This window comes from Pantoea sp. AG1095 (assembly GCF_003208415.1).
Classification (GTDB): Bacteria; Pseudomonadota; Gammaproteobacteria; order Enterobacterales; family Enterobacteriaceae; genus Pantoea; species Pantoea leporis.
On record NZ_QKMJ01000009.1, the window covers coordinates 36526 to 61395 of the forward strand.

The following is a 24870-nucleotide window of genomic DNA, read 5'->3' on the forward strand; positions in this document are numbered from 1 at the left end:
TCCTGTTTAAACCTGTCGGGTCACGAATTGACCGAAGCCGGGTTCAACCTGCATCTGGTCATCCTGGAATACCGTGACGCCACGAATCAATGTGCGCACCACTCTACCCTGACAGCGCATCCCTTCAAATGCGCTCCACTTGCCGAGTCCCTGAAAATTGGCGCCGCGCACCGTCCAGCTTTGGCTGGCGTCGTAGAACACCAAATCGGCGTCGAAGCCGGGCGCAATCGCCCCTTTTTTGCCCCACAGCTGGAAGGCTTTGGCCGGGCCGCTGGCGGTCATGCGCGCAAACTCCCTGAGCGCCACGCCACGTTCAATATGGGCCGCGCTGAAGAACATCGGACTGAGGGTTTCCACGCCGGTGAGGCCCATGCCCGCATCCCAGATGCTGGCTTCACCCGCCTGTTTTTGTGCGGGCGTGTACGGACAATGGTCAGAGGCGATCATGTCGATATCGCCGCGCAGCAGCACCTGCCACAGCGCATCCACCACCGGACGCGGGCGGATCGGTGGGCCGCAGCGCGCGTTGGGGCCGATGCGCACCAAATCGTCTTCGTCGAGCAGTAAATAGTGCGGACAGGTTTCGAAGCTGGCGCGTACGCGGGTTTTGGCAGCGACAATGGTTTCCGCCGCGCGCGCCGAGCTGACGTGCACGATATGGCAGCGCGCGTCGGTCTCTTCGGCAATCGCTAACACGCGTCCCACCGCTTCGATCTCGGCGATTTCCGGCCCCGCCAGCGCATGAGCGCGCGCATCTTTGCGTCCGGCGCGGCGCTGTTCGCTGCCAGCACCGATCAAAATCTCGTGATTCTCAGCGTGCACGCCAATCAGCCCGTCGAACGTGGCCAACTCGCGCATGGCGCGCAGCAGGCCGTCATCGTCGAGACGCGGCAAACCTTTCTCGTCGGTGGCGTCGCCGTTGGGTGCGCCGCTGCACAGGAAGGCTTTGAAGGCCAGCGCACCGGCCTGATTCAGCGCCGCCAGTTCATGCACGTTATTTCCATCTAAACCAGCCCACAGGGCGTAATCCACCGAGCAGTTGTCTGCCAGCCAGCTTTTTTTGGCGCTGAAGTTAGCCAGCGATGTGGCCGGTGGCAGAGAATGCGGCATCTCGACGATGGTGGTAACGCCGTGCGCCGCCGCACCGCGCGTGCCTTCACGCAGCTCCTGTTCGGGAAAATCGTGCGAGCCGGTGAAATGGGTATGCACGTCAATCGCGCCGGGCACGATGATCAAGCCACGTGCATCGATCACCTCGTCAACGCCGTGCGTGATGGTGTTAGGCGATAACACGCCACTGATCTTGCCGTTTTCGATCAGCAGATCGGCCAGTTCAGCGCGGGTTTCTGTCACCACCAAACCATTAATAATCAGCTGTTTCATCATTCTGCTCCTGCCTGCGTCACCAGCGCCGCATACGGCACCGGCTGTGAAGAGTCGAGCCAGCCGATAGCAGTTAACAGCTGGCTGAAATGCGCAAACTCAGCGCGCGGAATCACGCAATCTGGCGCAAACACGCCAGCCTGTTGATAGGCCGCGAGGCCGCGCACCAGCGCCTCGCGCGGATAATCGGGGTAAAACGCCTGCACCTGTTGCGCCAGCGCAGTGGCGTCATGGTTGGCGATCCACGTCAGCGCCTGAGCAATGGCGCGGGAGAAGGCGGCGAAAGCGGTGGCTTTCTCCTGCAATACATCGGTGCGGGCGATGTAGGCGCTCCAGGGTACGTGGCCGCACACGCTGGCGAGGCTGCTGATGCTGTGGAGTTGTCCGGCGGCGATGGCGGGCGCCAGCATATGCATGGCGTGCAGCGCATAATCAGCTGCCCCTTGGGCCACGGCGGTGAAATCCCGCGCCTGATCGCCGCTGCCGGCGATCAGCTCAACGTCATCCTGCAAACCGTGACGCGCCAGCAGCCAGCGGAACGTCAGCGTGGCGGTGCCGACATTGCCGACATCCAGCACACGTTTGCCGCGCAGATCGCTGAGCTGAAAATCGGGCTGCGCCTGCGCCGCCGCAAGAAACCACGGATTGGCCGCCACCGAGGCGCAGAAACACTGCAACTCTGCGCCGTGCTGCTGAAAATGCTTCATCACCACCATCGGGCCGCCCAGCGTGAGATCGGCGTCGCGATTCAGCACTGCGGGAACCTGGCCGCCTTGTACCGTATGCCCGCCTGATTCGCTGGTGGTGAAGATCACCTGCAGCTGCTCTGCGGCGAACAGGCCGAGGCTGTGCGCCAGATAGTGCGCGCAGTAATAGATGCGGGATTCGCTGGCATCGCCTTGATTGAAAATCAGTGTCTGCATCAGTAGCGCTCCTCGGTGATAAAGCTGCCGTTCAGCGTCGCCATATCGCTGACGCCGCACCAATGACTAATGGCCGTAACTTCATTGATCCAGCCGGAAAGCAGATCGAACACCGCGCTCTCGCCACCGGCGACTAAAGCACTGATGATCGGGCGCACGCTGAGCGACAGCGACGCGCCAAGACAGCGCGCCACCACCGCATCGCTGCCGCAGCGTACGCCGCCATCCAGCAGCAGCGGCAGCCGCGTCACCGCCTGCAAGTCGGGCAGCTGATCGACCGGCGTAGCCCAGCGCGCGCTCTGGCGCAGGCCGATGTTTGAGGCAATCACTCCGCTGACGCCGTGCTGCGTGGCTTGCGCCGCATCGTCATGATGCAGAACGCCTTTCAGCCACAGCGGAAGCTGGCGATCGGCGCAGTGTGCCGCCACCTCATCAATCTCCTGCCAGCGCCACACCGGAAAAGCCGGCAGCGGCGCAACACCCGGCTGCGTGCCGCCGATGGTGTGCCAGCCGCGCTGTTTCAGGGCGTCGCCGATAGAGAAGCCGCCGGGCTGTAACCCGGCCACCGGATGCACCGGCGCCAGCACCGTGAGCACGATATTTTTAAATCCGGCCTGCGCGGCCTGGTCGATCAAAGCGTTGATGCGGCCGACATCGCCCGCCGCACGCACTTGCAGCCAGCAGCGGTCGTATTCGGCACCAATCTGCTCCAGCGGCGTGACGCTCTCTTCGGAGATCACCAGCGGCAGTTGCAGACGTTTGCAGGCGCGCGCAATCGGCAGCACCCCTTCTTCGTGAAAAATTCGGTCACCGGCAAACGCGCCGACGCCAATCGGCGCGGACCAGTTTTGCTGGTGCAGGGAAATCTGCGTGTCGATGCTTTCATTGCCCTGCAGCACGCGCGGTAACAGACGAAAGCGGCGTAGCGCCTGCTGATTGGCATCGGGTTCATTACCCAGCGCATCGGCCGGTTGGCCCTGCATATAGCGGAACAGCGCATCGCCGAGGCGCTCGCGTGCCGTGAGTTCAAAGCGCGTTGGCATGTGGCGCCTCCGCAGCATTTTCATGTTCAAGGAAGGTGGCAAACGCTGGCGTTTGCGGATTTTGCAGAATCGTCGGCGGGCCTTCTTCAATCAGCGCGCCATCCTGCAGGAACACCACCCGATCGGCAACGCCCGCCGCAAACGCGATGTCGTGGGTGCTGATGATCATGGTGATGCCGGTCTGTGCCAGGCTGCGCATGGTTTGGTTCACTTCGCGCACCAGTTCGGGATCGAGCGCGGAAGTCGGTTCATCAAACAGCAGGATTTGCGGTTCTGCCGCCAGCGCGCGCGCAATGCCGACGCGCTGTTTCTGTCCGCCAGAGAGTTCGTGCGGCAGCGAGGCGGCGAAATCACCGAGTCCTACCATTTTCAACGCGCGCATCGCTTTGCCGCGCGCGATTTCCGGCTGTGCGCCCTGCACGCGCAGCAGAATGCTCATCACGTTTTCCAGCGCGGTAAGATGATCAAACAACGCGAAGTGCTGGAACACGATGCCAATGCCCGACTTGGCGCGGTTCACCGGCAGATGTCGCTGCGCCAGCGCGCGACCGTTTTCGTCGCTGCCCATGAAGTGGCCTTCAGTCTGAATGGTGCCGCTGCTGCGTGGCGTCAGCGCCAGAATCGATTTCAGCAGCGTACTTTTGCCCGAACCGGAGCGACCAAGCAACACCACCACTTCGCCGCGACGGACGGTTAACGACAGCGATTTCAGTACCGCTTTACCGGCGTAGTCGACGCACAGCTGATTCACTTCCAGCACCGGCGCGGCGGTTTGCGTATCCCAGCGCCGTTTTGGTAGCTGCATCGGCATCACGTCTGCTTCCGGCGGCAGTTTCGCCAGGCGCGCGCGTGCCCGTCGCGCACGTTCATCAAGGTTGTAGAACTTCTCCAGCCACCACTGACCGCCCGCCAGCAGCGTGGAAAGAATCAGGTAGATGCCGCCCGACGCGACCAGCACCGGAATAAACAGGAAGTTTTGCGACACAATCGCCTGGCCGCGCATCGTCAGCTCATTGACGCCCACCACCGAAGCCAGCGAGGTGGATTTCAGCAGCCCGACAGTTTCATTGCCCATGGTGGGCAGAATGGCGCGCAGCGCCTGCGGGATCACCACGTGAATCATCTCTTTGCTGCGCGAATAACCGAACGCCTGCGCCGCCATGCTTTGATCGCGATCGGTCGCCATAATGCCGCCGCGAATGATTTCGGCGCAGAAGGCGGTTTCGTTGATCATCAGGGCGATAAGCGCGCTGGTGAACGGGCTCAAACGCAGACCAAATTCCGGCAGCACGTTGTACAGCAAAATCAGCTGCAGCAGCACCGGCGTGCCGCGCAGCGTATAGATGTAAATCTTCACCGGCACGCGAATAAACCCGTGCTTTGAGCTGCTGGCTAACGCCAGGAAAAAGCCAATCACAATGCCGCCCGCCAGCGCGCCAATCAGCAGCTGCACGGCGATAACAGCGCCTTCCCACAAGTAGGGGAAAGTCAGGTACTTAAGAAAATCATCCAAGGCGTTATCCTCCTCAACGCCTCGGTTTCGTCACCGAGGCGGCTGAGTTTATGCATTAACCACGCGCAACCACTGGACGCTCGGCAGCGCTGCCCTGGCCCCAGTAATCCAGCAGTTTTTTCTGTGCGCCGCTCGCCTGAATCACCTTCATCGCGTCCAGCACCGCCGCGCGCAGCGTGGCGTTGTCTTTGGCGATCGGGAAGCCCACCATGATCGGCAGATCCACGGTGAAGCCGCTTTGCAGCGATTTGTCCGCTTTGGCGATAGCAACGGCGGAACCGGCTTCGGTCAGATAGACGTCCGCGCGACCGCTTTTCACTGCCTGAATGCTGTTGTCGGTGTTCTGCACCATCAACATGCTGACTTCGGGCTTACCGGCGGCGCTGCATTTGGCGCTTTGTTCCGGCACCAGTTTGTTGGCTTCGTACGAACCCGCAGCGGCGGCGACGGTTTTGCCGCACAGATCATCGACGCTGTTGATTTTCTTCGGGTTGCCCTGTGCCAGCACCGAACCATCCTGCACCTGCATCGAGGCGACGAAGGCGATCTGCTTCATGCGTTCTTCGGTGACGTACAGCATCGGACCGATATCCGCGCGTCCGCTGGCGATCGAGGTGAGCAGCACGTTGAACGAGCCACTTTGGTAACTGTGTTTCGCGCCAAGGCAGCTGCTGATGCGCTCGAACAGGGAAGGATCGAGTCCTTCAATGATGCTGGGATCTTTTTCCGATGGCGCTTCAAAGCCTTTGGTGTAGCCGCCGAGGCCGACGACCAGATCTTTGCCTTTCAGCGACGGATATTTGGTTTGCAGCGCTTTGCACTGCGCCATCGCCGCGAAGTCACTGGCGGCAGGCGTGATGGGATCGGTGCTGGCTGCGTGGGCGCTGGAGAGGCCCGCCAGTAAGCTGCCGCTGAGACCAGAGATTAATAAAGCAGTGCGTGCGAATTTCATAATAAGGTTCCCCTGATGCTGGTGAATGAGAAAGCGATGACCTTGTGATTTATGAACGTCTTTGGTGCTTTTTTAGGTGGTCGCCATGAATGGCGACCTACGGAAATATCGGGGGTTAATAACCTCGTGCCGGATCAACCTGATTACGCAGCGGTTGTCCGTGGCGGAAGCGCGCCAGGTTATCGATAAACACGTCAAGGCAACCGGCGAGGTAGGCGCTGTGATCGTCAAGGCTGCAGTGCGGTGTCATCACCACGCCGGGCGTGTGCCACAGCGGGTCGTCGGCCGGTAGCGGCTCTTGCGGATAGACATCCAGCACCGCGCCGGCCAGTTCGCCTACGTTGAGTTTTTCGCGCATCGCGCTGTAATCAAACACATCGGCGCGTCCAACAATCACGATACCAGCGCGTGCGGGCAGCAGATCGAGACGGCGGCGATCGAACAGATTGCGGGTTTGTGGCGTCAGCGGCAGCGTCGACACCACCACATCCACCTGCGGCAATACCTCGTCTAGCGCATCAATACGGATGCAGCGCGCCACGTTGGCATCGCACTGGCCGCTGCGCGTCACGCCAATCACGCGATAGCCTTGCGCCGTCAGCAGAGTTGCCGCCGCGGCGCCAATGCCACCAACCCCCAGCAGCAGCACAATTTTGCCGCGTGCGCAGCCGCCAAAAGTCGGACGCCACACACGCTGCGCCTGATCCTGCAGAAAACCGGGAATGCCGAAGTTGAACATCAGCGCCGCCATCAAAATGAACTCGGCACCTTTATCGCCGTGTACGCCAGAAGCATTGGTGAGCGTCACGCCTTGCGGCCAGTGCGCCAGCCACTGCTCAACGCCAGCGGACATCACCTGCACCCAACCCAGACGCGGCGTGCTGAACTGATCGAGCGCCAGCTTACGTCCGCTCCACAGAATGTCGCAGCGGGCGAGAAAGTCGGCGGTCTGCGCCGGATCGCGGTTTTCGCTCAGCGTGAAGTGGCTGCGCAACGGCGGATGCGCGTCGAGTTGCAGTTGCAGCTGCTCGACAGAGAGATGGAGTGCGCACGGTGCGCTGGCGTCGTTCTCGATGTGAATATGCATCAGCGCATCGCCGTCACTTCCATCTCGACCAGCAGGTCAGGATGGTTGAGTTGAATGCCCACGGTGGCGCGCGCCGGGAAGGGGAACCGGAAGAATTCACTGTAAGCGGCATTCATCGCGCTGAACGTGCTGAGATCGGTTAGGTAAACAGTGACGCGGACCACGTTGTCGAAGGTCATGTTCGCTTCGCTCAGCAGATCGCCGACGTTTTTCAACACCCGACGCGTCTGGCTGGTGATGTCGTTGCCCATAATCTCGCCGCTGTAGGGATCAATCGCCACCTGGCCGGAAATGAACAACATCGGTTCATGCAGCACGGCGGCGGAGAGCGGCGCAGGCCCCATTGGGCGGTCGCTGGCGTTCATGCCGGGATAACTCAACGCGATCTTCATGGTGAAATCTCAAGCAAAACTGTTTCACCGCAATTTCGTATACGATTATACGAGTGTCAACGCGCGATTTTTAACCATTGGGTCAAAAAGGTGATATTCATCACGTAATAGGATTTGCTGATATATCGATCAAGATTATGATATTTAAGATTTTAATGAAAATTTTATGACGAGTGCTCGCGATGAGTGTGAATCGTATACGATTTTCTTATTGTTCCGTTTTTGCCCGTTAAACCTTGCCGTAATCGCCTGCGCACTGGCCTGGATTTCCGGCTGCACAATCCGCGGTCAAAGGGTATACTGGCGCACTCTTTTTTTAACCGATCCGTATCGCGTGCGAATTCAACATGCAAAAGTTTGATACCAAGACCTTTCAGGGCCTGATCCTGACCTTGCAGGATTACTGGGCGCGTCAAGGCTGCACCATTGTCCAACCGTTGGACATGGAAGTGGGCGCCGGCACCTCACACCCGATGACCTGTCTGCGTGCCTTAGGCCCAGAGCCGATGGCGACCGCTTACGTGCAGCCATCTCGTCGTCCGACCGACGGACGTTACGGTGAAAACCCGAACCGTTTACAGCACTATTACCAGTTCCAGGTGGTGATTAAGCCCAACCCGGACAACCTTCAGGAGCTGTACCTTGGGTCGCTGAAAGAGCTGGGTATGGATCCCACCATCCACGACATTCGCTTTGTCGAAGACAACTGGGAAAACCCAACGCTGGGCGCGTGGGGACTCGGTTGGGAAGTGTGGCTGAACGGCATGGAAGTGACGCAGTTCACTTACTTCCAGCAGGTTGGCGGCCTCGAGTGTAAGCCAGTAACCGGCGAGATCACCTACGGCTTAGAGCGCCTGGCGATGTACATTCAGGGCGTAGACAGCGTTTACGATCTGGTGTGGAGCGACGGTCCGTTCGGTAAAACCACCTACGGCGAAGTGTTCCATCAGAACGAAGTGGAGCAGTCGACCTATAACTTTGAATACGCTGACGTTGACTTCCTTTTCACCTGCTTCGAGCAGTATGAGAAAGAAGCGCAGCAGCTGCTGGCGCTGGAAAAACCGCTGCCGCTGCCGGCTTACGAGCGCATTCTGAAAGCGGCGCACAGCTTTAACCTGCTGGATGCCCGCAAAGCGATTTCGGTTACCGAACGCCAGCGTTATATCCTGCGTATCCGCACCCTGACGAAAGCCGTGGCGGAAGCCTATTATGCGTCCCGTGAGGCGCTTGGCTTCCCGATGTGCAATAAAAACAAGTAAGAGGCAGCCATGACCGATAAAACTTTCCTGGTGGAAATTGGCACCGAAGAGTTGCCTCCGAAAGCGCTGCGCAGTCTGGCGGAAGCCTTTGCTGCGCATTTCACTGCTGAACTTGATAGCGCCGGTCTGGCGCACGGCGAAGTGAGCTGGTTTGCTGCTCCGCGCCGTCTGGCGCTGAAAGTGGCCCAGCTGGCTGCCGCGCAGCCGGATCGCGAAGTTGAAAAACGTGGCCCGGCTATCGCCGCCGCGTTTGATGCCGATGGCAACGCCACCAAAGCGGCCGAAGGTTGGGCGCGTGGTAACGGCATCACCGTGGCGCAGGCTGAACGTCTGAGCACGGATAAAGGTGAATGGCTGGTGCATCGCGCAGCCATCACCGGCGAAAGCGCGCAGGCGCTGCTGCCCGCTATGGTGGCTACCGCGCTGAGCAAGCTGCCAATTCCTAAGCTGATGCGCTGGGGCGCGAGCGACGTGCAGTTTGTGCGTCCGGTGCACACCGTTACGCTGCTGCTCGGCGATGAGCTGATTCCCGCGAAGATTCTCGGTATTGAGTCCGATCGCGTGATTCGCGGTCATCGCTTTATGGGCGAGCCAGAATTCACCATCGACAACGCCGATCAGTATCCGCAGCTGCTGCTGGAGCGCGGTAAAGTGGTGGCGGATTACGCCGCGCGTAAAGCCAAAATCAAAGCGGATGCGGAAGCGGCAGCGCAGAAAATTGGCGGCATCGCCGATTTGAGCGAAAGCCTGCTGGAAGAAGTGACCTCGCTGGTGGAGTGGCCGGTGGTGCTGACGGCGAAATTCGAAGAGAAGTTCCTCGCGGTGCCAGCTGAAGCGCTGGTTTACACCATGAAAGGTGACCAGAAGTACTTCCCGGTGTACGACGCGGCGGGCAAGCTGCTGCCGAATTTCATCTTCGTTACCAACATCGAATCCAAAGATCCACAGCAGATTATCGCCGGTAACGAGAAGGTGGTGCGCCCGCGTCTGGCGGATGCCGAGTTCTTCTTCAACACCGACCGCAAAAAGCGTCTGGAAGATAATCTGCCGCGTCTGGAAACCGTACTGTTCCAGAAAGAGCTGGGTACGCTGCGTGATAAAACCGATCGCATTCAGGCGCTGGCTGGCTGGATTGCCGCGCAGATTGGCGCTGATGTGAACCACGCTACCCGCGCGGGCTTGCTGTCGAAATGTGACCTGATGACCAACATGGTCTTCGAGTTCACCGACACCCAGGGCGTGATGGGCATGCACTACGCGCGCCACGATGGCGAAGCGGAAGATGTGGCTGTGGCGCTGAATGAGCAGTATCAGCCGCGCTTTGCCGGTGACGATCTGCCGTCAAATCCTGTGGCCTGCGCCGTGGCGATTGCCGACAAAATGGACACCCTCGCGGGTATCTTCGGTATCGGTCAGCATCCGAAAGGCGACAAAGATCCGTTCGCACTGCGCCGTGCTGCGCTGGGCGTGCTGCGTATCATCGTGGAGAAAAACCTGCCGCTCGATCTGCAAACGCTGACCGAAGAAGCGGTGCGTTTGTACGGCAGCAAGCTGAGCAACGCCAAAGTGGTCGATGAAGTGATCGACTTTATGCTGGGCCGTTTCCGTACCTGGTATCAGGAAGAGGGCCACAGCGTTGACACCATTCAGGCGGTGCTGGCGCGTCGTCCAACCCGTCCGGCTGATTTCGATGCGCGCATGAAGGCGGTTTCGCACTTCCGTACGCTGGAAGCGGCCGCCACGCTGGCTGCTGCCAACAAACGTGTGTCGAACATCCTGGCGAAATCGACCGAAACCCTGAACGACAGCGTGCAGGCTTCCCTGCTGAAAGAGAACGAAGAGATCCAGCTGGCGACCTTCGTGACCGCGCTGGGCGACAAGCTGCAGCCGTACTTTGCAGAAGGTCGCTATCAGGATGCGCTGGTTGAACTGGCGCAGCTGCGTGAAGCGGTAGATAACTTCTTCGATAAAGTGATGGTGAACGCTGACGATCAGGCGGTGCGTATTAACCGTCTGACGCTGCTGGCACAGCTGCGCCAGCTGTTCCTGCAGGTGGCGGATATTTCGCTGCTGCAGTAATTGGCGTGGTCGCCATGAATGGCGATGCTACAAAACAAAGGGGACGAGAGATCGTCCCTTTTTTGTTTTCAAAACTCGGCGCTAACGTCCTGCGAGTGGTGCAAGATACGCCCGATGAAAATTTCATCCACTTCAGCGCGGTAGATCACAATATGCTGTTCGAAAGGCAGCGAATAGATCTGCTGACCTAAATCCGGTCGTTTACGACCTAAATCAAACATGGCGAGTTTGTCGAAGAGCTGAGCGAATCTGGCGCTATAGTCATCAGCTAACTGCTCTCCATAATTCCAGTAGCCATAAATCCAGATCTTCATTAGATCTGCATCAGCTTCCGGTTTTATCGTGATGGTCCTTTTCATAAATGCCTACCCTGGCTTTTGCTCGTCTTAGAAAATCTTCATGATCCCACTCTTTACCCGGGCCGCTTTCAAAGCCCTCTCTGACCAACTCTCTGAGCTTTTCCAGCTTTGATTCAGCCTGCTTCTCACGCAGCAAGCGCAGCGAGTCGCGCACCACTTCGCTTTGCGTACGGTAGTCGCCGGATTCAACCAGAGATTCAACAAATTCGCGCAGTTCATCGCCTAAATCGATCGTCATGGTACGTGCCATCATCGTCATCCCGTGTAAGAGTATTTCTTACATTCTGTCACTTTTTTGCGCAACAGGGAATGCGCGTTGCAGCGCAGTTACAGGCTGAACTGCGAGGCAACGCGAGAGATTTTAGGCAGATGATACGGGAAATAGGCGGTCGTCGCGCAACAGATGATCGTTACCACGGCGGCGGGTGAAGCCGCTGCGGTCGAAGAATTCCAGAATCTGTATCGCCACTTTGCGCCCGGTGCCAAGCTGGTTGCGGAAGTCGGCGGCGCTGGTGCTGCCCTCTTGCGCGGCACGGCTCCGAATCAGATCGGCGAAGATCTGGATCTGGTCGCTGCGATAGTAGCGATCGCGTACGATCGCGGTGATATGTCCGAGCCGCGCAGCAGTGAGCAGCAGCGAGCGAATCGCCTGTTCATCCTGCTGCAGCGCCAGCGCGATATCGCGCACCCACAGCGGCTGATCGCCAAACAGCGGGCCGACCTGCTGCCAAAGAGCTTCTTCCTGCGGATTAAAGCGCGGTTCGAAGTCGGGCAGATGCAGCCAGCCTTGTCGCTGTTGTAGCTGACCTTGCGCCAGCAGTTGATCAATCAGCGCTAACACCCATTCCGCAGGCTGATGCGGCATTGCCACACGACGCAAACGATCGTGGCCGATGCCCGGCATCTCGGGATGCTGCTGATGAAAATGCGCCAGTGATTCCAGCAGCTTTTGCCGCCATTGTGCTGCCTGCGCGGCACTCATCAGCGCGTTATCAAGCTGCACCGGTGCTGCATGCTCGATCAGTGCATCCAGCGCGGGCTCGGTAAGCTGGCGCGCCCACGCCAGGTCACGCCGTTCTGTCGGTTGATAGGCCAGATGCGCCTGCAGGCTGGCGTCATCATCTTGTGCGGCGGCCAGCTGCTGCAGCCAGGCAAGATACTCCGCCTGACGTTTGCCGCGCTTTTTACTGTTGAGCAGCAGCACGCGCGCGCCGCCCAGCGTGTGCTGTGCGTTGCTGTCGCGGATAATCAGCCGATCGTTCTCGGCCAGCCACAGCGGTTGGTTCAGCACCAGTTCCGCGACATCATCCGCCAGCAGCGTAATGCGTCCAGTGACGTGGCTGGCGGCGTGGTGGAGATGAATCGGCTGCGACGCGCTCTTCAGCGGCTGCAGCAAGCGCAGCGCCACGGTTAAGCGCGTGGTGCCTTCCGCTCTGGCCTGTGACAGCAGCCAGTCGCCGCGCGCGATCTGCGCTTTTTCCACATCGCCGACGATATTCAATGCGATACGTTCACCGGCTTGCGCGCGCGTCACCGATTGGTTCTGCGCATGCAGCGCGCGCACGCGCAGCGGCAGATTCAGGCTGCTAAGCCAAAGAGTATCGCCGACGTTCACTTCGCCCGACAGCGCGGTGCCGGTGACCACCAATCCGCTGCCTTTCAGCGTGAAGGCGCGATCGATAGCGAGACGGAAACGGTAACGAGAGTCGAAGGCCGGTTCCGCCAGCGTGCTGAGATGCTGGCGCAGCGCGTCGATGCCTTGCTGGGTGTGGCTGCTGGTGACAAATTGCGGCACCGCCGGCCAGCCGAGTTGCTGCGTGAGCTGCGCCACCTGCCGCTGGACTTCCGCGATGCGCGCTTCATCCACGCGATCGGCTTTGGTCAGCGCCACGCTGAGCGGCGGCTGTCCGGCCAGGCTCAGCAATTGCAAATGTTCGCGGGTTTGCGGCATCACGCCATCGTCGCAGGCCACCACCAGCAGCGCATGATGAATGCCGCCAATGCCCGCCAGCATATTGGCGAGAAATTTCTCGTGGCCCGGCACATCAATAAAGCCGAGCACGCGACCATCCGGCTGCGGCCAGTACGCGTAGCCGAGATCGATGGTCATGCCGCGCCGTTTCTCTTCCGGCAGGCGATCGGCATCCACGCCGGTCAATGCCTGTAGCAGCGCGGTTTTGCCGTGATCGACGTGTCCAGCGGTGGCAATAATCATGACGCTAAGGCCTGAATCAGCGCGCTTTCATCATCAAGGCAGCGCAGATCCAGCCACAGTTTGCCTTCCTGGATGCGGCCAATCACCGGGCGCGCTAAGCTGCGCCAACGCTGTGACAAATTGACGAGCTGGCTACCGCGCCCATCGCGTGGCGTGAAGGTGAGGGCGAAACTGGGAAGGCGTTCAACCGGTAGCGATCCGCTGCCGATTTGGGATGAACAGGGCGCAATCGCCAGCGAAAAGTCATCTCGATAAATCTGTTGTAACGCGGGCAGCAATCGTTCAGCTTGTTGCTGAATATCCTGCGCTGGACGGGTGAGCAGCCGCAGCGTCGGCAGGGCTTCACGCAGCGTTTCCGGCTGACGATAGAGCTGTAGCGTGGCTTCCAGCGCCGCGAGCGTCATTTTGTCGACGCGCAGCGCGCGTTTCAGCGGATGCGACTGGAGCTGATCAATCAGCGTCTGCTTGCCGACGATAATCCCCGCCTGCGGACCGCCGAGCAGTTTGTCGCCGGAGAAACTTACCAGACTGACGCCTGTGGCGATCAGCTGCTGCGGCATCGGTTCAGCCGGCAGACCAAATTCGGTCATATCGATCAGCGATCCGCTGCCAAGGTCGGTGATCACCGGCAATTGATAAGCGTCACCCAACTCAACCAGTTCCGCTTCCGTTACCGCATGGGTAAAGCCCTGAATCTGATAATTGCTGGTGTGCACCTTCATCAGCAGGCCGCTGTTTTCCGCGATGGCGGCGCGATAATCTTTCAGGTGCGTGCGGTTGGTGGTGCCCACTTCCACCAGTTTGCAGCCCGCCTGGCGCATCACGTCAGGAATGCGGAAGGCGCCGCCAATTTCCACCAGCTCGCCGCGCGAGACAATTACTTCGCGCCCCGGCGCTAACGCGGCCAACATCAATAACACGGCGGCGGCATTGTTGTTAACGATACAGGCCGCTTCCGCGCCGGTTAACTCGCACAGCAGCGCGCTGACCGCACGATCGCGGTGGCCACGCGCCGCTTCATCCAGCGCGTATTCCAGCGTGACCGGCTGACGCAGGCAATTCACCACCGCGTCGATAGCGCGATCGCTCAGCTGTGCGCGGCCAAGATTGGTGTGCAGTACGGTGCCGGTGAGATTGAACACCGGACGCAGCGCACTTTGCTGCTGTTGCTGGCTGCGGCGCAGCGCTTCATCCGGCCAGTTCAGGTGCCACTCTGGCAAGGTTTGGTGCTGCTGAATATGGTCGCGCGCTTCCTGCTGCATGCTGCGCAGCTGGCGCGTGGCGAAGGCGGTTCCGTGATCGGCAAGCAGCGGCTGCAGCGCGGGATCGCGCAGCAGGCTGTCGATAGCAGGTAATTGGCTGTACAGGGTTTTCATCGGGTGACTTACAGAGAGGGCGGAACGGTGCGGGCAAAGCTTTCGCGCGCAAACAGGTTTTCGGCCAGCTTCACCAGCGCCGGGCGATTTACGCACCAGTTTGGCAGCACGCGGCGGAAGTTGAGGTAACCAATCATGCAGCCGGTGGCGATATCGGCCAGATTGATCGTGCCGCTATTGAGCCATTCGCCTCGTGCGGCGGCGGTTTCTAGCGCATCGAGGCCGCGTTGGATTTTATCACGGTTGCGCAGCAGCACCTCTTCAGATTGCTGATCGCCGGGACGCATCTGCTCGCGCATGATCATCACCGCCGCATCGTTAATGCCGTCGGCCAGTTTTTCCAGCTGACGGATGTGCAACGCGTGCAGCGCATCATCGGGCAGCAGCGCAGGCGCATCGCCGCGCAGTTCAATGACTTGCGCGATGATCGAAGAGTCGAACCAGGTGAGCTGGTTGTCGTCAATCAGCGCCGGTACTTTGCCCAGCGGATTGTACTGCGGTACATCGCTGTCATCGATCCACGGAGAGTGATTAACGAATTCGAAAACCAGGCCTTTTTCCAGCAATATCACTGATATTTTGCGGACAAAAGGGCTGGTGTAGCTGCCAATCAGTTTCATCGTGCGCCTCCGTGTTGAATGAAAATACGCGATAACAAACCGCACATATCCGTAGCGGTGCGCTGGCACAATGCGCGATAAATCGCGCCGCTACGGACCGCAGAAACATGGGAAAAGCTAATCGCCGGGGAACATAAACGGATTCAGACTGCTGCGGGCGAATCCTTCCTGCTCCATGCGGGCATCCAGCACCAGCGAGGCCAAATCATCGGCCACCGGCTCTACGGCGGGATCCTTCTCCTGATACAACATCTTCAGGTAGGTACCGCAATCGCCGCAACTCTCTGCTTTCACCGCCGCTTTTTCGCTGTCCAGCGACCAGTAATGCAGATCGCCGGTTTGTTCACAGTTGGAGCACTTGCTGCGCACCACATACCATTCGCTTTCGCACAGATTGCAGTGCAGATAGCGCAGCCCTTGCTGACCCACGCTCATGTGCACCACGCTGGTGACCGGCACGCTGGCGCATACCGGACAGAACTGGCGATGCTCACCGTATTCGGCGCGCGCTTTACCGGGAATTAATGCCGCCATCTGCGCCCAGTAAATCGACAACGCCGCCCAGATGAACGGCGATTTGTCGCTGCTCACCTGTGCGAAATCGCCTTCCAGCAGCGCATGTGCCAGATTTTCCAGTTCGGTAGTGGAGGATTTTTCCAGATTCTCCAGCACCGCCAGCGCCTGGCCGCTCATCTCCGGCTTTAGCTCGGCGATCAGCGAATGCAGCAAACGCTGCCAGTGCGCATCGCGCGGATAGGTGTGGATATCGAGCGGCGGTTTGCCCTGCTCGGCGCTCTGCGTCAGCCGCTGCTGCAGATCGAGCTGCAGCGGATGGTCATACAGCACGATCTCCTGCGCCTCGGCGATCACCGCGGCAAAGCGCAGGTAATCACCCAGCGGATTCTTCGCGGCCAGGTCGCGCAAACGTGCCGCACGGCGGCTATACAGATTTTTCAGCCGGGGGAAAAGTAACGGCGGAACTTGCTCCGCCGTGTGCTTTTCGCTTTTCTCCAGCTGGTCCTGCGGGATGATGCGAATACTCATCAGGGACGTTTTTCCTGTTGTGTTTGGCGTTGGCGCTGCTCGCGATACCAGCGTGGGTGATGTTTCTTCGCCCACGCGGCCGGAACCCAGCCCTCAACCATGGCGGTAATGGTGCCTTTTACCCACAACGCGGCGTAAATGTGCACCATAATCACCACGATTAGCGCCACAGCTGAGACCGAATGCACCACTAGCGCGATGCGAATCAGCGGAATAGTAAAGGCACCGGCAAAATACGGGCGCCAGATAACAATTCCGCTCACCAGCAGCAAGACTAAGCTGATGATAGCAGCCCAGAACACACACTTCTGCCCGAAGTTGTATTTGCCGGTATCGCCGACCTCTTCGTTTTGCACGATTTTGTGGATGTTTTTCGCCCACACCAGGTCTTCGCGATTGATCAGATTATGTTTCCAATAGCGTAAGAACATGATGATAAAGGCGGCAAACATCACCGTGCCAACAAACGGATGCAGGATACGCGCCAACTGCGGCGTGCCGAGCACGTGCATCAGCCAGTTAAACGACGGGAAAAAGAAACCCAGTCCGCTCAGCGCGGCGAGCACAAAACAGAACGCCACAATCCAGTGATTGATGCGTTCCGGTGCGCTGTAGCGCACCAGACGATCGCGTTTTTTCATTATTCGCGCTCCTCTTTTTCGTGCAGATTCTCGTCCTCATCCTCTTCCACGCGGTTTGGCCCTACGCCAACGTAGTGGAACACGGATGCAGCAAAGGTAGCGGCAAAACCGATCGCCGCCAGCGGTTTCCAGATCCCTTTCCAGAACGTTACCGCCGGGCTGATGCTCGGATTATCCGGCAAACCGTGATAGAGCTGCGGTTTGTTGGCGTGATGCAGCACGTACATCACGTGTGTGCCGCCGACGCCTTCCGGATCGTACAAGCCGGCGTTGGCATAGCCGCGCGTGTTGAGCTCGGCCACGCGTTCACCGGCCAGCGCCTGCATATCGCTTTTGCTGCCGAAGTGAATCGCGCCGGTCGGGCAGGTTTTCACGCACGCCGGTTCCTGACCGACATTGACACGATCGACGCACAGCGTGCATTTATACACGCGGTTGTCCTCTTTATTCAGACGCGGCACATCGAACGGACAGCCCGCAATGCAGTAGCCGCAGCCAATGCACTGTTCTGACTGAAAATCGACGATGCCGTTGGCGTACTGAATAATCGCGCCTTCAGATGGGCAGGCTTTCAGGCAGCCGGGATCGGCGCAGTGCATGCAGCCATCCTTGCGGATCAGCCACTCTAACTTGCCGTTCTCCTCCACTTCTGAGAAGCGCATCACCGTCCAGGATTTGGCGGTCAAATCGGCGGGATTGTCGTACACCCCAACGTTATGTCCCACTTCATCGCGGATATCGTTCCACTCCGAGCACGCCACCTGACACGCTTTGCAGCCGATGCAGGTGGTCACGTCGATCAGTTTCGCCACTTCCTGCTGATGGTTACGCGCCTGCGGGGCAGGCGTGAGTCCATTGGTGGCGGAGCGGCGGATAATGTCTTGAGATTGATAAGCCATATTCGTTCTCCTTACACCTTCTCGACGTTGACCAGGAACGCCTTAAATTCTGGCGTCTGCGTGTTGGCATCACCGACAAATGGCGTCAGGGTGTTAGCAATAAAGCCTTTTTTCGCCACGCCCTGATAACCCCAGTGAATCGGAATGCCGATGGTATCGACGATTTTGCCGTCGACGTTGAGTGGACGGATGCGCTTAGTGACCACCGCTTTGGCTTTGATGTAGCCGCGATTGGAGCTCACTTTCACCGTATCGCCCTGCGCGATGCCGAGCTTGTTGGCCAGCTTCTCGCCGATTTCAATAAACTGTTCCGGCTGCGCGATGGCATTAAGCCGCGCGTGTTTGGTCCAGTAATGGAAATGCTCGGTGAGGCGATAAGTGGTGCCGACATACGGGAACTGCTCCGCCTGGCCCATCGACGCCAAATCGTCCTTGAACACGCGCGCCGCCGGGTTGGATACCACGTTCGGATGCAGCGGGTTGGTGCCGATTGGCGTTTCAAACGGCTCGTAGTGTTCCGGGAACGGACCTTCGGCCATTTTATCGAGCGCAAACAGGCGGCCCATGCCTTCCGGCTGCATGATGAACGGCCCGACATCGCTGCCGGGTGCGGCGGCGCTGTAGTCCGGCACATCCATGCCCCCCCATTTGCTGCCATCCCACTTCAGGATCTGACGTTTCGGATCCCACGGATTGCCTTGCGGATCAGACGAGGCGCGGTTGTAGAGAATGCGGCGGTTGAGCGGCCACGCCCAGCTCCAGTTCAGCGTGTTGCCCAAACCGGTAGGATCGGTGTTGTCGCGGCGCGCCATCTGGTTGCCGTCCGGCGTCCAGCTGCCGGCGAAAATCCAGCAACCGCTGCTGGTGCTGCCGTCATCTTTCAGATGGGCAAAGGTGCTGAGCTGTTGGCCTTTTTTCACCAGCAGCGTGCCTTTGTCATCGTATACATCCGCCAGCGCTTTGCCGTTGTTCTCCATCGCCACTTCTTCCGGCGCCGGATTTTCTGGCGTCAGGTAGTTCCAGCTCATGTTCAGCACTTGCTCAGGCAATGCACCGCCTTCACTGGCGTACATTTTGCGCAGGCGTGAATAGATGCCGGAAAGAATCTCGCCGTCATTGAGCGCTTCGCCCGGTGCATCCTGACCTTTCCAGTGCCACTGCAGCCAGCGGCCGGAGTTAACGATCGAACCGTTCTCTTCGGCGAAGCAGGTGGAGGGCAAACGGAACACTTCGGTCTGAATTTTTGACGGATCAACATCGTTAAACTCGTCGTGATTCTCCCAGAAGGTGGCAGTTTCGGTGTTGAGCGGGTCGATGGTGACGAGGAACTTCAGCTTCGACAGCGATGCGATCACTTTGCGCTTGTTCGGGAACGATGCCACCGGGTTGAAGCCCTGGCACAGATAGCCGTTGACCTTGCCTTGCGACATCATCTCGAAGTACTGCAGCACGTCGTAGCCTTTATCCCACTTCGGCAACCAGTCGAAGCCCCAGCTGTTTTCCGCCTGGGCTTTGTCGCCGAAGAAGGCTTTCATCTGGCTGACAAAGAATTTTGGGTAGTTGCTCCAGTAGTTTACCTGGCCCGGCAGCAGCGCTTTCGGCGTGTTGGCAGCAAGATAACTCTGCAGATCGGTGTGTTTTTCCGACGGCAAAGTCATGTAACCCGGCAAACTTTGCGACAGCAAACCGAGATCGGTCAGCCCCTGAATATTCGAGTGGCCGCGCAGCGCATTGATGCCGCCGCCAATCATGCCCATGTTGCCGAGCAGCAGCTGAATCATCGCCATGGTGCGGATATTCTGCGCACCGACCGAGTGCTGCGTCCAGCCGAGCGCATACAGGAACGAGGTGGTGCGATCGCGCGCGCTGGTTTCGCCAATCAGTTCACACACGTGCAGGAAGTCCGCTTTTGGCGTGCCGCAGATGCGTTCAACAATTTCTGGCGTGTAACGGCTAACGTGCTGCTTCAGCAGGTTCCATACGCAGCGCGGATGCGTGAGCGTGGTGTCGCGTTTGGCGAAGCCGTCGGCGTCCAGCTCGTAGTTCCAGCTGGTTTTGTCGTATTTGCGATTCTCTTCGTCGTAGCCGCTGAACAGGCCATCTTCAAAATGATAATCCTCGCGCACGATCAGGCTGGCATTGGTGTACGCCTGCACATATTCATGCTGGATTTTGTCGTTTTGTATCAGCCACAGCAGTACGCCCGACAGGAAAGTGATGTCGGTGCCCGAACGAATCGGCGTATAGAAATCGGCTACCGATGCCGTACGCGTGAAGCGCGGATCGATAACAATCAGTTTGGCTTTGTTGTGAATCTTGGCTTCCATCGCCCAGCGGAATCCCACAGGATGCGCTTCAGCGGCGTTCCCGCCCATCACAACGATCAGATTGGCATTACGGATGTCGACCCAGTGATTGGTCATCGCACCGCGACCAAATGTTGGAGCAAGACTTGCTACCGTTGGTCCGTGTCAAACGCGTGCCTGGTTGTCGACCGCTAACATGCCGAGCGATCGGGTAAATTTCTGGGTTAAGTAGCCGGTTTCGTTGCTGGAAGCGGAAGCACACAGCATGCCGGTGGAGAGCCAACGGTTTACCGTCACGCCCGCAGCGTTTTGCGCCACAAAGTTAGCGTCGCGGTCCGCTTTCATCAGCCTGGCGATGCGATCAAAGGCATCGTCCCAGCTAATGCGCTGCCATTTATCGGAGCCTGGCGCGCGGTATTCCGGGTATTGCAGGCGACTTTCACTGTGGATGAAGTCGAGCAGGCCTGCGCCTTTCGGGCACAATGCGCCGCGGCTCACCGGATGATCCGGATCCCCTTCAATGTGGAAAATGGTCTCTTTGGCGTTTTTCGCGCCGTCACCGAGGCTGTACATTAACAAGCCACAGCCAACTGAGCAGTAAGTGCAGGTGTTACGGGTTTCGCGTGCGCGCAGCAGTTTATACTGTCGCGTTTCCGCCAGCGCTACCTCTGGCGCAAAGCCAAGCAGCGCTGCCGTTGTCCCTGCCATACCGCCAGCACAGACCTTGAAGAATTTTCTTCGGCTGACGTTCATGGATTATCCTTTCAACATGAATGATTTTTTACTTTTGCAGAGCAGTGAATCGGGCGTCACAATAACCCGACGAATATTGCGGCAATAGCGACCTAATATTACCACTACTTTAGTAAGGTTGTTATGTGAGGCGAAAAAAGTGACAGAGAATGAGCAGGAAAGTCACATTAATGTGAATAAGATCTCAGGTGCGGTGCAGGCGCAGGTGCATCAGCGGCGTGATATCAGCCTTGCGGAAACAGACTGGCTGGCGCAGGAAGTGCCGGTGGCGCTGGTCTATAACGGCATTTCGCACGTTGTGATGATGGCGACACCCAATGATTTGGAAGCTTTTGCGATAGGTTTCTCGCTCTCGGAAGGCATTATTGCGCGCCCGGATGAAATCTACGGTATCGATGTGGTTCCGGGCTGTAATGGCATTGAAGTACAGATTGAACTCTCCAGCCGCCGCTTTATGGCGCTGAAAGAGCAGCGCCGCGCCATGGCTGGCCGTACCGGCTGCGGCGTGTGTGGCGTGGAGCAACTCGATCAAATCGGTAAGCCATTACAGCCGCTGCCGTTCAGCCAAACCTTTGATTTAGCCAATCTGGATAAAGGCCTGGCGCAGCTGCGCGACTACCAGCCGATCGGCAATCTCACCGGCTGCACGCACGCGGCGGCGTGGATGTCACCGCAAGGCGAATTGCAGGGCGGGTATGAAGATGTCGGTCGCCATGTGGCGCTGGATAAACTGCTGGGGAATCGCAGCCAGCAGCCGTGGCAGCAGGGCGCGGTGCTGGTTTCCAGTCGCGCCAGCTATGAGATGGTGCAGAAATCCGCCATGTGCGGCGTGGAGATTCTGTTCGCGGTGTCGGCTGCGACACAGCTCGCCGTTGAGGTGGCCGAACGCTGCAATCTCACGCTAGTCGGCTTTAGTAAACCGGGCCGCGCCACGGTTTACAGCCATCCGCAGCGGCTGCGTTAAACCACCTGCACCTGCGGCAGCGCCTGTTGCAGCGCCGTCAGCGCGCCGGGTTTTGCCGCGCCGCTGTCGCAGATCAGCAGATCGATTTCCGCAACCGGAGCATAAACGGTGCGGCTCATCACGCCGAGTTTGCTGTGATCCGCCAGTAAAATGGTGCGGTTCGCCTGCTGCACCATGGCGCGGGCAATCGCCGCTTCGTGGGGATGAAAACTGCTGGCACCGTTTTTAGCGTCGATGCCGACCGGCGAAAGCAGCGCCACATCGGCGCGATAACGATAAATTTCCCCAATCGTCATCTCCCCGCGCGTTTGCTGCGCGCCCGCCATCATCATGCCGCCAATTAAAATTACCTGATTATTCAGCGTCTCATGCTCTTCCGCTGCGCTCAGCGCCAGCGCGGCCTGCAGGCTGTTAGTGATGATGGTTAAACCCGACATGGTGCGCAGTTGTTCGGCCAGCATGGTGGTGGTGGTGCCGGCATCAAGGAACAGCGTTTGGCCGGGCTGGAGATGTTGCGCGGCAGCAACCGCAATTGCGCGTTTCTCTTTCGCCTGCGCGTTACGGCGCACCTGCAGCGGCGGCTCTGGCTGGCTATCGACGGCGACCAAACCGCCATGCACCCGCCGCGCCAATCCCTGCGCTTCCAGCTCAATAATGTCGCGCCGCGCGGTTTCGCGCGAGATGCCAAGCTCATTGATGATGCGTTCGGTGCTGAGCTGATGTTGCGTGGTCAGCAGCGCGCGAATGCGGTGTAAGCGGGTTTCCTGCAGCATGACTTTTCCCTGTGGCGTGTTCAACCTGGGCCTAAGCTTACCTGAGTGTCATTGCGCCGTCATGTGTATTTAGTTGTATTTGTGTATTTTGTTGCATTTGTCGCCAAAGCAGGCATGATATTGGCAAACGGCGATTTCGCATGCACCCCTTTCACCTTCGCAACGGGAGTTACCATGGCTACACGTTCTACCATCATGGATACCAACAGTTTTCGTGCTGAGCACGCCGACGGACTGGATGCGGCAACCCGCAAGCTAACCGACAAGCGCAGCAAAGTGTTGGGCGAGTCGTATCGCCTGTTTTACCGCAAGCCGGTGCACTTAGTGCGCGGCGAAGGGCAGTATGTGTGGGATGCCGCCGGTGATAAATATCTTGATGTGTACAACAACGTGGCGAGCATTGGTCACTGCCATCCGGCGGTGATTGAGGCGGTGAATCAGCAGATGAAGATGCTGAACACCCACACGCGCTATCTGCACGAACGCATTCTCGATTACACCGAAGAGTTGCTGGCGACCACGCCAGATGCCATCGATCGCGCCATGTACATGTGTACCGGTTCGGAAGCCAACGATTTGGCGATCCGCGTGGCGCGGGCTTTCAGCGGCGGCACCGGCATTATCGTGTCGCAGGAGGCGTATCACGGCACCAGCGATCTCACGTCAGGTGTGTCGCCCGCCCTCGGCAGCGGACAGCCGTTGGCGGCAACCACGCGTCTGGTTTCACCGCCGGATGCCTATCGCGTGAATGCGCCCGATCTCGGCGAGTGGTTTGCCAATGAAATCCAGCAGCAGATTGACGATATGAAAGCGCACGGCATCAAGTTTGCCGGCTTCCTCGCTGACTCAATCTTCTCATCCGATGGCGTATTGCCGAACCCGCGCGGTTTCCTGCAAAAAGCGGTCGATGTGGTGCATGCCAACGGCGGGATTTTCATTGCCGATGAAGTGCAGCCGGGCTTTGGTCGTACCGGCGATGCGTTCTGGGGCTTTGCGCGTCACGGCGTGGTGCCCGATGTGATCACCACCGGCAAGCCAATGGGCAACGGCATTCCGGTTTCAGGTTTGCTGGCGAAAAGCGATGTGCTAGCGGCATTTAGTGACGAGATTCCTTACTTCAACACCTTTGGCGGTAATCCGGTGGCGATGGCCGCCGCGCAAGCGGTGCTGACGGTAATTAAAGAAGAGGGCTTGCAGGAGCACAGCCGCGTGGTGGGCGCCAGGCTGTTGAGTGAACTGCAGAAACTGATGGATCGCCACGAGTCGATCGGCGACGTGCGCGGTGCGGGCCTGTTTATTGGTTTCGAACTGGTGCAGGATCGCGCCAGTAAAACGCCGGATAAAGCGCTGGCGCTGGATTTGATCGAGAAACTGCGCGAACACCGCGTGTTGACGTCAGTGGCGGGACCTTACGGCAACGTGCTGAAGTTGCGTCCGCCGTTGGCGTTCCAGGAAGCGGATATCGATTGGCTGGTGGGCGCGCTGGATAAATCGCTGAGTGAGCTGGGGCGTTAACAGATCATTGATTGTGCACATTTTGTCGCGGCGCGATTTATCGCGCAATAAATTGCGCCGCTACGATATGCGCAGGTTTACGCAGCTGCGGTTTCCTCGGCGAAAATGCTCTCCATCTTCTGCCACGCCTGCGCGACATCGTCATCCAGATTAAACAAACCTGACGTGCCCACAATAAACACATCCACGCCTGAAGCAGCAATCTGCCGGAAGGTGCGTGCGTTGCATGAACCATCAATTTCGGTCAGATAGTGATAACCGTGCTCTTCGCGCATGGCGATCAACTGGCGAATCTTATTCAGCGTTTGCGGGATAAATGTCTGCCCGGCGAAACCCGGATCCACTGACATCACCGTGACTTTATCCAGCAGGTGCGCATATTCACGAATAGTTTCTGCCGGTGTGGCCGGATTTAACACCACGCCGCAGCGACGGCCTGCGTCTTTAATTTGCGTCAGCAGGCGGAAAATTTTGTTATTAGCGGTTTCCGGGTGGAAGCTAATAATATCTGCGCCGGCCTCAATGCACATTGGGATAATATCTTCCGGATGATTTACCATTAAATGCACATCAATTGGTACATCAGTAATTTTACGCAGGTTCTCAATAAAGAACGGCGACAGCGTAATATTCTTCACATAGCTGCCATCCATAATATCGACATGATAAAAGGCAGCGGTGCTATTCATCGCTTCAACCTGCTCGCGAAAACGCGTGAGATCCATGCACATTAAGGAGGGGGAGAATTTGGCTTGCATAACTTATTTCCTCATT

Annotated in this window: 22 protein-coding genes; 4 read left to right on the forward strand and 18 right to left on the reverse strand. The window is 58.5% G+C overall.

All coding sequences use genetic code 11. The features are described from left to right. Nucleotides 1-6 precede the first annotated feature (6 nt). The 7 genes from DEU53_RS17225 to DEU53_RS17255 all read right to left on the reverse strand — a co-directional run bounded on the left by DEU53_RS17225 (nt 7) and on the right by DEU53_RS17255 (nt 7293). A complete protein-coding gene (locus DEU53_RS17225; RefSeq protein ID WP_110867861.1) occupies nt 7-1383 on the reverse strand; it encodes a dihydroorotase family protein in 1377 nt (458 codons plus the stop codon). Further along, nucleotides 1383-2306 carry an ABC transporter substrate-binding protein gene (locus tag DEU53_RS17230; protein WP_110867862.1) on the reverse strand — a complete coding sequence of 308 codons (924 nt, stop codon included), beginning with the start codon at nt 2304-2306 and terminating at the stop codon, nt 1383-1385. Before DEU53_RS17230 ends, DEU53_RS17225 begins: the two co-directional genes overlap by 1 nt. Further along, nucleotides 2306-3349 carry an alpha-hydroxy acid oxidase gene (locus DEU53_RS17235; protein ID WP_110867863.1) on the reverse strand — a complete coding sequence of 348 codons (1044 nt, stop codon included), beginning with the start codon at nt 3347-3349 and terminating at the stop codon, nt 2306-2308. The genes DEU53_RS17230 and DEU53_RS17235 overlap by 1 nt, the downstream gene beginning before the upstream one ends. Next, nucleotides 3333-4862 (reverse strand): amino acid ABC transporter permease/ATP-binding protein, encoded by a 1530-nt coding sequence (locus DEU53_RS17240; protein WP_110867864.1) that lies wholly within the window; start codon nt 4860-4862, stop codon nt 3333-3335. Before DEU53_RS17240 ends, DEU53_RS17235 begins: the two co-directional genes overlap by 17 nt. Before the next feature lie 55 nt (nt 4863-4917). Beyond that, a complete protein-coding gene (locus DEU53_RS17245; RefSeq protein WP_110867865.1) occupies nt 4918-5814 on the reverse strand; it encodes a transporter substrate-binding domain-containing protein in 897 nt (298 codons plus the stop codon). 115 nt (nt 5815-5929) lie between these two features. Further along, nucleotides 5930-6901, reverse strand: coding sequence for a D-2-hydroxyacid dehydrogenase (locus tag DEU53_RS17250; protein WP_110867866.1), 972 nt, complete (start codon nt 6899-6901; stop codon nt 5930-5932). Beyond that, nucleotides 6901-7293 carry a RidA family protein gene (locus DEU53_RS17255; protein ID WP_110867867.1) on the reverse strand — a complete coding sequence of 131 codons (393 nt, stop codon included), beginning with the start codon at nt 7291-7293 and terminating at the stop codon, nt 6901-6903. The genes DEU53_RS17250 and DEU53_RS17255 overlap by 1 nt, the downstream gene beginning before the upstream one ends. A 347-nt stretch (nt 7294-7640) precedes the next feature. Between DEU53_RS17255 and glyQ the strand changes: the two genes are divergently transcribed. After that, nucleotides 7641-8552, forward strand: a complete 912-nt coding sequence (glyQ, locus tag DEU53_RS17260; protein WP_008105242.1) for a glycine--tRNA ligase subunit alpha — start codon at nt 7641-7643, stop codon at nt 8550-8552. A 9-nt stretch (nt 8553-8561) separates the two neighbouring features. Next, nucleotides 8562-10631: a glycine--tRNA ligase subunit beta gene (glyS, locus tag DEU53_RS17265; protein ID WP_110867868.1), complete on the forward strand. Its 2070-nt coding sequence runs from the start codon at nt 8562-8564 to the stop codon at nt 10629-10631. 68 nt (nt 10632-10699) lie between these two features. On the opposite strand, the gene DEU53_RS17270 is transcribed toward glyS, so the two are convergent. The 9 genes from DEU53_RS17270 to fdnG all read right to left on the reverse strand — a co-directional run bounded on the left by DEU53_RS17270 (nt 10700) and on the right by fdnG (nt 20844). Further along, nucleotides 10700-10945: a type II toxin-antitoxin system RelE/ParE family toxin gene (locus DEU53_RS17270; protein WP_233501802.1), complete on the reverse strand. Its 246-nt coding sequence runs from the start codon at nt 10943-10945 to the stop codon at nt 10700-10702. 10 nt (nt 10946-10955) lie between these two features. Then, nucleotides 10956-11240: a type II toxin-antitoxin system ParD family antitoxin gene (locus DEU53_RS17275; RefSeq protein ID WP_061719305.1), complete on the reverse strand. Its 285-nt coding sequence runs from the start codon at nt 11238-11240 to the stop codon at nt 10956-10958. Between the two features lie 111 nt (nt 11241-11351). Beyond that, entirely contained in the window at nt 11352-13205 is a 1854-nt protein-coding gene (gene selB, locus DEU53_RS17280; RefSeq protein WP_110867869.1) for a selenocysteine-specific translation elongation factor, read from the reverse strand. Beyond that, entirely contained in the window at nt 13202-14581 is a 1380-nt protein-coding gene (gene selA / locus DEU53_RS17285) for an L-seryl-tRNA(Sec) selenium transferase (RefSeq protein WP_110867870.1), read from the reverse strand. The genes selB and selA overlap by 4 nt, the downstream gene beginning before the upstream one ends. 8 nt (nt 14582-14589) lie before the next feature. Beyond that, nucleotides 14590-15201: a glutathione S-transferase gene (locus DEU53_RS17290; RefSeq protein WP_110867871.1), complete on the reverse strand. Its 612-nt coding sequence runs from the start codon at nt 15199-15201 to the stop codon at nt 14590-14592. A 117-nt stretch (nt 15202-15318) separates the two neighbouring features. Next, nucleotides 15319-16245 carry a formate dehydrogenase accessory protein FdhE gene (gene fdhE / locus DEU53_RS17295; RefSeq protein WP_101763838.1) on the reverse strand — a complete coding sequence of 309 codons (927 nt, stop codon included), beginning with the start codon at nt 16243-16245 and terminating at the stop codon, nt 15319-15321. Further along, nucleotides 16245-16886, reverse strand: coding sequence for a formate dehydrogenase cytochrome b556 subunit (gene fdoI / locus DEU53_RS17300; RefSeq protein ID WP_101763837.1), 642 nt, complete (start codon nt 16884-16886; stop codon nt 16245-16247). The genes fdhE and fdoI overlap by 1 nt, the downstream gene beginning before the upstream one ends. Next, nucleotides 16886-17785, reverse strand: a complete 900-nt coding sequence (gene fdxH / locus DEU53_RS17305; protein ID WP_101763836.1) for a formate dehydrogenase subunit beta — start codon at nt 17783-17785, stop codon at nt 16886-16888. Before fdxH ends, fdoI begins: the two co-directional genes overlap by 1 nt. An 11-nt stretch (nt 17786-17796) precedes the next feature. Further along, a complete protein-coding gene (gene fdnG / locus DEU53_RS17310; protein WP_110867872.1) occupies nt 17797-20844 on the reverse strand; it encodes a formate dehydrogenase-N subunit alpha in 3048 nt (1015 codons plus the stop codon). A 172-nt stretch (nt 20845-21016) separates the two neighbouring features. Between fdnG and fdhD the strand changes: the two genes are divergently transcribed. After that, nucleotides 21017-21808, forward strand: coding sequence for a formate dehydrogenase accessory sulfurtransferase FdhD (gene fdhD / locus DEU53_RS17315; protein ID WP_233501805.1), 792 nt, complete (start codon nt 21017-21019; stop codon nt 21806-21808). Here the strand turns inward: fdhD and DEU53_RS17320 are convergent. Next, nucleotides 21805-22581 carry a DeoR/GlpR family DNA-binding transcription regulator gene (locus DEU53_RS17320; protein ID WP_110867873.1) on the reverse strand — a complete coding sequence of 259 codons (777 nt, stop codon included), beginning with the start codon at nt 22579-22581 and terminating at the stop codon, nt 21805-21807. The genes fdhD and DEU53_RS17320 overlap by 4 nt on opposite strands. A gap of 174 nt (nt 22582-22755) precedes the next feature. On the opposite strand from DEU53_RS17320, the gene DEU53_RS17325 reads away from it, so the two are divergent. After that, nucleotides 22756-24096 carry an aspartate aminotransferase family protein gene (locus DEU53_RS17325; protein WP_110867874.1) on the forward strand — a complete coding sequence of 447 codons (1341 nt, stop codon included), beginning with the start codon at nt 22756-22758 and terminating at the stop codon, nt 24094-24096. A 77-nt stretch (nt 24097-24173) separates the two neighbouring features. Here the strand turns inward: DEU53_RS17325 and alsE are convergent, their stop codons facing one another. Continuing rightward, nucleotides 24174-24854, reverse strand: coding sequence for a D-allulose 6-phosphate 3-epimerase (gene alsE / locus DEU53_RS17330; protein WP_101763830.1), 681 nt, complete (start codon nt 24852-24854; stop codon nt 24174-24176). Between the last annotated feature and the right edge of the window lie 16 nt (nt 24855-24870).

Coding starts and splice junctions, on each gene's coding strand:
- DEU53_RS17225 (WP_110867861.1), bottom strand. CDS start 1,383: ATGAAACAGCTGATTATTAATGGTTTGGTGGTGACAGAAACCCGCGCT.
- DEU53_RS17230 (WP_110867862.1), bottom strand. CDS start 2,306: ATGCAGACACTGATTTTCAATCAAGGCGATGCCAGCGAATCCCGCATC.
- DEU53_RS17235 (WP_110867863.1), bottom strand. CDS start 3,349: ATGCCAACGCGCTTTGAACTCACGGCACGCGAGCGCCTCGGCGATGCG.
- DEU53_RS17245 (WP_110867865.1), bottom strand. CDS start 5,814: ATGAAATTCGCACGCACTGCTTTATTAATCTCTGGTCTCAGCGGCAGC.
- DEU53_RS17250 (WP_110867866.1), bottom strand. CDS start 6,901: ATGCATATTCACATCGAGAACGACGCCAGCGCACCGTGCGCACTCCAT.
- DEU53_RS17255 (WP_110867867.1), bottom strand. CDS start 7,293: ATGAAGATCGCGTTGAGTTATCCCGGCATGAACGCCAGCGACCGCCCA.
- glyQ (WP_008105242.1), top strand. CDS start 7,641: ATGCAAAAGTTTGATACCAAGACCTTTCAGGGCCTGATCCTGACCTTG.
- glyS (WP_110867868.1), top strand. CDS start 8,562: ATGACCGATAAAACTTTCCTGGTGGAAATTGGCACCGAAGAGTTGCCT.
- DEU53_RS17270 (WP_233501802.1), bottom strand. CDS start 10,945: ATGAAGATCTGGATTTATGGCTACTGGAATTATGGAGAGCAGTTAGCT.
- DEU53_RS17275 (WP_061719305.1), bottom strand. CDS start 11,240: ATGGCACGTACCATGACGATCGATTTAGGCGATGAACTGCGCGAATTT.
- selB (WP_110867869.1), bottom strand. CDS start 13,205: ATGATTATTGCCACCGCTGGACACGTCGATCACGGCAAAACCGCGCTG.
- selA (WP_110867870.1), bottom strand. CDS start 14,581: ATGAAAACCCTGTACAGCCAATTACCTGCTATCGACAGCCTGCTGCGC.
- DEU53_RS17290 (WP_110867871.1), bottom strand. CDS start 15,201: ATGAAACTGATTGGCAGCTACACCAGCCCTTTTGTCCGCAAAATATCA.
- fdhE (WP_101763838.1), bottom strand. CDS start 16,245: ATGAGTATTCGCATCATCCCGCAGGACCAGCTGGAGAAAAGCGAAAAG.
- fdoI (WP_101763837.1), bottom strand. CDS start 16,886: ATGAAAAAACGCGATCGTCTGGTGCGCTACAGCGCACCGGAACGCATC.
- fdxH (WP_101763836.1), bottom strand. CDS start 17,785: ATGGCTTATCAATCTCAAGACATTATCCGCCGCTCCGCCACCAATGGA.
- DEU53_RS17320 (WP_110867873.1), bottom strand. CDS start 22,581: ATGCTGCAGGAAACCCGCTTACACCGCATTCGCGCGCTGCTGACCACG.
- DEU53_RS17325 (WP_110867874.1), top strand. CDS start 22,756: ATGGCTACACGTTCTACCATCATGGATACCAACAGTTTTCGTGCTGAG.
- alsE (WP_101763830.1), bottom strand. CDS start 24,854: ATGCAAGCCAAATTCTCCCCCTCCTTAATGTGCATGGATCTCACGCGT.